This is a genomic window from Nocardia sp. NPDC057455, assembly GCF_042802775.1.
Classification (GTDB): domain Bacteria; phylum Actinomycetota; class Actinomycetes; order Mycobacteriales; family Mycobacteriaceae; genus Nocardia.
Map to the genome: position 1 here is coordinate 20,509 of NZ_JBHVDM010000090.1, position 7,229 is coordinate 27,737.

Here is a 7,229-nt window from a genome sequence, read left to right on the forward strand (position 1 = left end):
GCGAGGCGCGGGAACGGTCACGCGCCGAAGACACGTTCGACGACGGCTTTGGCGCGCCGGGTGACGCGCATGTAGTGATCGAGGAATTCGCTGCCGTCGTCGTTGGGCCACCCCGCCACGCGTGCGACGGCCGATAGGAGGCGGCCCGGACCCGGGAGCTGGTCGGTCGGCTTGCCGCGCACCAGCACCAAGGCGTTGCGGGCGTTGGTGGCGGTCAGCCACGCGTCGCGCAGCAGTGCCACATCCTCCCCGTCCAGAAGGCCGGTCTGCTCGATCACGTCCAGCGCTTCCAGCGTGGAGGTGTTGTGCAGGCCGGGCACCTCGTGGGCGTGGCGCAGCTGCACCAGCTGGACGGTCCACTCGATGTCGGCCAGCCCCCCGCGTCCCAGCTTGGTGTGCGTGGCCGGATCGGCGCCGCGGGGCAGCCGCTCGGCGTCCACCCTGGCCTTGATCCGCCGGATCTCGCGCACCGCCTCGGCCGAAACGCCACCCGCCGGGTACCGCACCTTGTCGATGACGTGCAGGAAGCGCACCCCGAGTTCCTCGTCACCGGCGACCTGGTTGGCGCGCAGCAACGCCTGCACCTCCCAGGGCTGCGCCCACTGCTCGTAGTACGCGGCGTAGGCGGCCAGCGTGCGCACCAGCGCGCCGTTGCGCCCCTCCGGACGCAACCCGGCGTCCACGTGCAGGGGCGGGTCGGTGCTCGGCGCACCGAGCAACTGCTGCACCCGGTCGGCCACCCCGATGGACCATTTCACGGCCTTGGTCTCGTCCTCGCCCGGCCGCGGGGCGCAGACGAACAGCACGTCCGCGTCCGAGCCGTAGCCGAGTTCCATGCCACCGAGCCGCCCCATGCCGATCACCGCGATGTCGGCGGGCGCGGGCGCACCGCGCTCCGCCTCACTCGCCCGGATCACCGCGCGCAACGACGTCTCGAGCACCGCGACCCATACCGACGACAACGCCCGGCAGACCTGCGGCACTTCGAGCATCCCGAGCAGGTCGGCCGACGCCACCCGCGCGAGTTCGTGCCTGCGCAGCGAACGCGCCGCGGCCACGGCGCGTTTCGGGTCCTCGTAGCGAGCGGCGGCGGTGAGGATGCCGCGGGCCACCTCGTCGGGCTGCGGGCCGAGCAGCAGCGGACCGCCGGGCCCGTCCGCGTACATCCGGATCGTCTCGGGCGCGTTGATCAGCAGATCGGGTAGGTACTCCGAGGAGCCGAGCACGATCATGAGCCGCTGCGCGATCGCCCCCTCGTCGCGCAGTTCACGCAGGAACCAGATCTGGTCGGCCAGCCCCTCCGAGACGCGGCGGTAGGCCAGCAGGCCCGCATCGGGATTCGGTGTGTCGCCGAGCCATTCGAGCAGCGTCGGCAGCAGCAGGGCTTGAATGCGTCCTTTGCGGGACACGCCACCGGTCAGGGCCTTGAGGTGACCGAGGGCGTGCTCGGGTGCCGCGTAACCGAGCGCGGCCAGCTGCCGGATGGCGGCCGCGGGGCTCAGGCGCAGCGCGTCGGAGTCGAGGCGCGCCACCGATTCCAGCAGCGGCCGGTAGAACAGCTTGGCGTGTAGTCGCCGGACCCGCACCGCGTTCCGGCGGATCTCACTGTCCAGCACACCCACCGCGTCCTGCCTGCCATCGGGCCGGATGTGCGCCGCGCGGGCCAGCCAGCGCATACCCTCCTCGTCGTCGGCGGCGGGCAGCGTGTGGGTGCGACGCAGCCGCTGGAGCTGGAGCCGGTGTTCGAGCAGCCGCAGGAATTCGTACGACGCGGTGAGATTGGCCGCGTCGTCGCGACCGACGTACCCGCCGGAGGCCAACGCGGTCAGCGCCTCGACGGTGCCCTGCACGTGCAGCGTCTCGTCCACCCGCCCGTGCACCAACTGCAGTAACTGCACGGCGAATTCGACGTCCCGGAGACTGCCGTGCCCGAGCTTGAGCTCGCGTTCGCGCAGGTCGGCGGGTACCAGATCTTCCACGCGGCGGCGCATCGCCTGGACATCGGCGACGAAATCGGGACGCTCCGACGCCGACCACACCATCGGCATCAGCGCGGCGCGGTACTGTTCGCCGAGCGCGAGATCACCGGTCGCCGGGCGGTTCTTCAACAGCGCCTGGAACTCCCAGGTCCGGGCCCACCGCTTGTAGTAGGCGATGTGCGCGTCCAGCGTCCGCACCAGCGCACCGGCTTTGCCCTCCGGGCGCAGCGCCGCGTCGACCTCGAAGAACGCCTGGCCGGCGACGCTCATCATCTCCGCGGCCAAGCGTGTCGCGGTGGCGTCGGCGGGCTCGGCGACGAAAACCACGTCGACGTCGCTGACATAGTTCAGCTCGCGCGCGCCGCACTTGCCCATCGCGATCACGCCCAACCGCACCGGCACCGGCTCGTCCTTGCAGACCCGCGCCACCGCGACCGCCAGCGCCGCGGTCAGGGCGGCGTCGGCCAGGTCGGTGAGCTGACGGCCGACCACCTGGTAGGGCAGCACGGGCTCGTTCTCCACCGTGGCCGCCAGATCCAGCGCGGCCAGCAGCATCAACTGGTCCCGGTACCGCTTGCGCAGCGACGCCACCACGTCGGGTCCCGAGAGTCCGGCGCGCAACAGCATGGGGGCGGCGTTCGGCCCTCGCTCCGGTTCGGCCTCGACCACCGCGAGCAGATCGGCGATCAACTCGTCGCGGTCAGGTAACTCCTTGCGGCGCAGGCCCTCCCAGGCCGACGGCACAGCCACGAGATGATCGCCCAGCGCGCTGGACGAGCCGAGCAGCGCGAACAGCCTGCCCCGCAGCGAGGTATCCGTGCGGATCGCCGAATCAATGGCGTCCCAGCCGTCTGCGGCGCTCTCCCGCAACCGCATGAGCGTGCTCAACGCCAGGTCGGCGTCCGGCGCGCGGGACAGTGCCCACAGCACGGGAATGCTCTCGACGTTGTCCCAGCCCAGTTCGCGCAGCGATGCGGCGGCGGAGGGCTCGAGCAATCCGAGCCGACCGACACCGGGGACGGCGGAGCGCGCAGACGGGGGCCGGACCATGGTTCTCAAATTACAGGGCCGCGACCGGGGGCACGCCCGCCCCGGGACAACGCCCGGATTACAACCCCAGGTATTCCTTGAGCTCGAACGGCGTGACCTGGCTGCGGTAATCCGCCCACTCCCGGCGCTTGTTGCGCAGGAAGAAGTCGAACACGTGCTCGCCGAGGGTCTCGGCGACCAGTTCGGAGCGCTCCATCGCCTGCAGCGCCTCGTCCAGCGTGCCCGGCAGCTCGCGGAAGCCCATCGCGCGCCGCTCCGCGACGGTCAACGCGAACACGTCGTCCTCCGCCTCCGGCGGCAGCGTGTAGCCCTTCTCGATGCCACGCAAACCGGCCGCGAGCAGCACGGCGAAGGTCAGGTAGGGGTTGCACGCGGAATCGGGGCTGCGGATCTCGACGCGGCGCGAGGACGACTTGTTCGGCGTGTACATCGGCACGCGCACCAGGGCCGAGCGATTGGACCGGCCCCACGAGGCCGCGGTGGGGGCCTCGCCGCCGTGGATGAGGCGCTTGTAGGAGTTCACCCACTGGTTGGTGACCGCGCTGATCTCCGGCGCGTGCTCGAGGATGCCCGCGATGAACGCGCGCGCCGTCTCCGACAGGTTCATCGGGTCGTCGGGGTCGTGGAAGGCGTTGGTCTCGCCCTCGAACAGGCTCATGTGCGTGTGCATCGCCGAACCCGGGTACTGGGCGAACGGCTTGGGCATGAAGGTCGCGCGCACGCCCTCGTCGATGGCCACTTCCTTGATCAGGTAGCGGAAGGTCATCACGTTGTCGGCCATGGACAGCGCGTCGGCGTAGCGCAGGTCGATCTCCTGCTGGCCCGGCGCGCCCTCGTGATGGCTGAACTCCACGGAGATGCCCATGGACTCGAGCGCGTCGATGGCGTGGCGACGGAAGTTCGGCGCCGAATCGTGCACGGCCTGGTCGAAGAAGCCGCCGCTGTCGGCGGGAACCGGCGGGCTGCCCTGGGGGCCGTTCTCCAGCAGGAAGAACTCGATCTCGGGGTGCACGTAGCAGCTGAAGCCGACGTCGCCCGCCTTGTTCAGCTGGCGGCGCAGCACATGGCGCGGGTCGGCCCAGGACGGCGAGCCCTCCGGCATGGTGATGTCGCAGAACATGCGTGCGGAGTGCTGGTGGCCCTTGCTGGTGGCCCACGGCAGCACCTGGAAGGTCGACGGATCCGGCCGGGCGACCATGTCGGCCTCGGAGACCCGGGCGAAGCCCTCGATGGCCGAGCCGTCGAAGCCGATACCTTCTTCGAAGGCGCCTTCCAGCTCGGCGGGTGCGATCGCGACGGACTTCAGGTAGCCCAAGACGTCGGTGAACCAGAGACGTACGAAGCGGATGTCCCGCTCTTCGAGCGTCCGCAGCACGAATTCCTTCTGGCGATCCATGCCCGCGAGCGTAAGCATCCGGCGTTAAATCTGTGTTACATACACGCTCGAGATTTCTGAGCTGGTTTTTTCGGAAGATTCCGCACAGTCGTATCGTCCGGTTTGTGAGAATTTTCCGGACCGGGCCGGGCGGTGTCACCGATCGGCAAACCGCCCGCCCGGCTCAGCAGGTGAGACCGGCGGCGGGCTCGGTCGAATCGATCAGATAGGCGATGACCGCGTCGTCCACACAGGGCACCCCGCCCGCCAGCGCCACCGTGTGCCGGTTGCCCCGGTAGGTGATCAGCGCGGCGCCCAGCTGCGCGGCCAGGTCGACTCCGGCCTGGTACGGCGTCGCCGGGTCCTCGGTCGTCGAGACCACCACCGTCTTCGGCAGCCCGGTCACGGACACGCGATGCGGTTCGCTCGTGTTCGGCACCGGCCAAGCGGTGCACAGCTCCAGCGGCGCCGCACCGGTCGCGTGGCCGTCGTCCAGGAACGGGGCCGCTTTGCGATATTCCGCGTCCTGGCGCCCGGTGACCTCGCGATCGGTGATGCGCGGATCGTCCACGCAGCGAATCGCGTTGAACGCGTCGGTGGTGTTGGCGTAGCTGCCGTCGTCGCGGCGGCCGTCGTACAGATCGGCCAGCGCCAGCAACGTATCGCCGCGCCCGTCGCGCAACTCCGACAGCCCCAGCGTGAGCACCTTCCACAACTCGTCGGTGTACAGCGCCTGGCGCACGCCGGTGAGCGCGTCGCCGTAGGTCAGCCCGCGCGGATCGGTGGTCTGCGCAGGCCGGTCCCACAGCGGGTTCACCAGCGCGCGGAACCGCGGCACCGCCTGCGCCGGATCGGCGCCGAGCGGGCAATCCGACTGCTGCGCGCAGTCCGCGGCGTAGGCGTCGAACACCTTCTGGAAGCCCGCGGCCTGGCGCAGCGACTCCTGCACCGGGTCCTGCGAGGAGTCGATGGCGCCATCCAGCACCATGGCGCGCACGCGGTCGGGGAACTTCTCCGCGTACGCCGAACCGATCTTCGTGCCGTAGGAGTACCCCACGTAGGTCAGCTTCGCGTCACCCAGCGCGGCACGCAGGACGTCGAGGTCCTGCACGACCTCGCGGGTGCCGACATGGGCGAGGAAGTCCTTCCCGGTGCGCTCGGCGCAACGGTCGGCGTACCGGCGGTTGTCTGCCTCCGCGTCGGCGATGCCGGACGGGGTGTAGTCCTCCTCCGGCTCGGCGCGCTCGGCGTCCTGCTCCTGCGGTGTCTGGCAGACGATCACGGGAGTGGAGGAGCCGACACCGCGCGGGTCGAAACCGACCCGGTCGAAGCGCTCGGCCAACTCCGTCTTGTTACCCAGCGACGACAGCCCGAGGCCGGACTCCCCTGGTCCGCCCGGGTTCATCACCAGCGAACCGACCCGCCGCCCGGTCGCCTGGATCCGGGAGACCGCGATCTGCGCGGTCGGTCCACCGGGCGCGGCGTAGTCCACCGGCACCGTGATCCGCGCGCACTCGGTGCTCGGCGGGAGGCGGTCGTCCGGGCCGCCGAACCCGGTGCAGTCGCCCCACCGCACCGTCTGGCCGTAGAACTTCTCCAGGCCGGTGGGCGGCGCCGTCGTCGACTGCCCCGATTCGGTGCGGGTGACGGCGCACCCCGAAACCAGGACAGCGAACGAGGCCAGCACCACCACCGGGAACGCACCGCGCCCACTTCGCACCGTCGACATGCCCTCGATATTGCCATCGAGCCAACGCGGGCACCGTCCCGGGCGAACCCAACCGGCGCTGTGACCAATTGCACCGGTCATCGGCCTTAATCCGCCTCGGTGGCGAGTGGCACACTGATTCTCGTCAAACAATCCCGGGGACCCGGACGGGCCCCGAGGCGACACAGACGAAAGGGACGATGATGTCCGTATCCGATTCGGAAACCCCTGCCTACGGTGCGGTGCCCGACAAGACCGAGAAGGTCGTGCGCAAGACCCGGGTACACCACCTGCAGCAGATGAAAGCCGACGGCGAACGCTGGGCGATGCTGACCGCCTACGACTATTCCTCGGCGCGGCTGTTCGAAGAAGCAGGCATTCCCGTGCTGCTGGTCGGCGACTCCGCGGCCAATGTCGTGTACGGCTACGACACCACCGTGCCGATCACCGTGGACGAGCTCATCCCGCTCGTGCGCGGCGTGGTGCGCGGCGCGCCGCACGCGCTGGTGGTGGCCGATTTGCCGTTCGGCACCTACGAGTCCGCTCCGCAGCAGGCGCTGGCCACCGCTACCCGGTTCATGAAGGAGGGCGGTGCGCACGCGGTGAAGCTGGAGGGCGGCGAACGGGTCGCCGAGCAGATCGCGCTGATCACCTCGGCGGGCATCCCGGTCATGGCGCACATCGGCTTCACCCCGCAGAGCGTGAACACGCTGGGCGGATTCCGGGTGCAAGGCCGCGGCGACGGCGCCGAGCAACTGATCGCCGATGCCATCGCGGTCCAAGAGGCAGGCGCGTTCTCCGTGGTCATGGAGATGGTCCCGGCCGAGCTGGCGGGGCAGGTCACCCGCAAACTGACCATTCCGACCGTCGGCATCGGCGCGGGCGCGGACACCGACGCGCAGGTGCTGGTCTGGCAGGACATGGCCGGCTACACCAGCGGTAAGACCGCGAAGTTCGTCAAGCGTTTCGGCAACGTCGGTGACGAATTGCGCGCCGCCGCCGCGGCCTACGCCGACGAAGTGCGCCGGGGCAGTTTCCCCGGGCCGGAACACAGCTTCTGACCGGCGATTCCCGGGCGACGACCGGCCGGGCAGCGCGCGCACCCCGCACGCTGTCT

Annotated in this window: 4 protein-coding genes; 1 reads left to right on the forward strand and 3 read right to left on the reverse strand. The window is 70.1% G+C overall.

What is annotated here, in order from left to right:
- Window positions 1-17 precede the first annotated feature (17 nt).
- The 3 genes from ACFU5M_RS27795 to ACFU5M_RS27805 form a co-directional block, all read right to left on the reverse strand.
- On the reverse strand, window positions 18-3,029 hold the full coding sequence (locus ACFU5M_RS27795; protein WP_379053845.1) for a bifunctional [glutamine synthetase] adenylyltransferase/[glutamine synthetase]-adenylyl-L-tyrosine phosphorylase: 3,012 nt from the start codon (window positions 3,027-3,029) through the stop codon (window positions 18-20).
- A gap of 58 nt (window positions 3,030-3,087) precedes the next feature.
- A complete protein-coding gene (locus ACFU5M_RS27800; protein WP_379053846.1) occupies window positions 3,088-4,425 on the reverse strand; it encodes a glutamine synthetase family protein in 1,338 nt (445 codons plus the stop codon).
- 163 nt (window positions 4,426-4,588) lie between these two features.
- Window positions 4,589-6,133 (reverse strand): alpha/beta hydrolase, encoded by a 1,545-nt coding sequence (locus ACFU5M_RS27805; protein WP_379053847.1) that lies wholly within the window; start codon window positions 6,131-6,133, stop codon window positions 4,589-4,591.
- Between the two features lie 182 nt (window positions 6,134-6,315).
- On the opposite strand from ACFU5M_RS27805, the gene panB reads away from it, so the two are divergent.
- The gene (gene panB / locus ACFU5M_RS27810) at window positions 6,316-7,173 is read left to right on the forward strand and encodes a 3-methyl-2-oxobutanoate hydroxymethyltransferase (RefSeq protein ID WP_379053848.1); all 858 of its coding nucleotides are present in this window, start codon (window positions 6,316-6,318) and stop codon (window positions 7,171-7,173) included.
- Window positions 7,174-7,229: the final 56 nt, after the last annotated feature.

Excerpts from the sequence above, each read along its gene's own strand:
- ACFU5M_RS27805 (WP_379053847.1), bottom strand. The coding sequence starts at position 6,133 with ATGTCGACGGTGCGAAGTGGGCGCGGTGCGTTCCCGGTGGTGGTGCTG.
- ACFU5M_RS27800 (WP_379053846.1), bottom strand. The coding sequence starts at position 4,425 with ATGGATCGCCAGAAGGAATTCGTGCTGCGGACGCTCGAAGAGCGGGAC.
- panB (WP_379053848.1), top strand. The coding sequence starts at position 6,316 with ATGTCCGTATCCGATTCGGAAACCCCTGCCTACGGTGCGGTGCCCGAC.
- ACFU5M_RS27795 (WP_379053845.1), bottom strand. The coding sequence starts at position 3,029 with ATGGTCCGGCCCCCGTCTGCGCGCTCCGCCGTCCCCGGTGTCGGTCGG.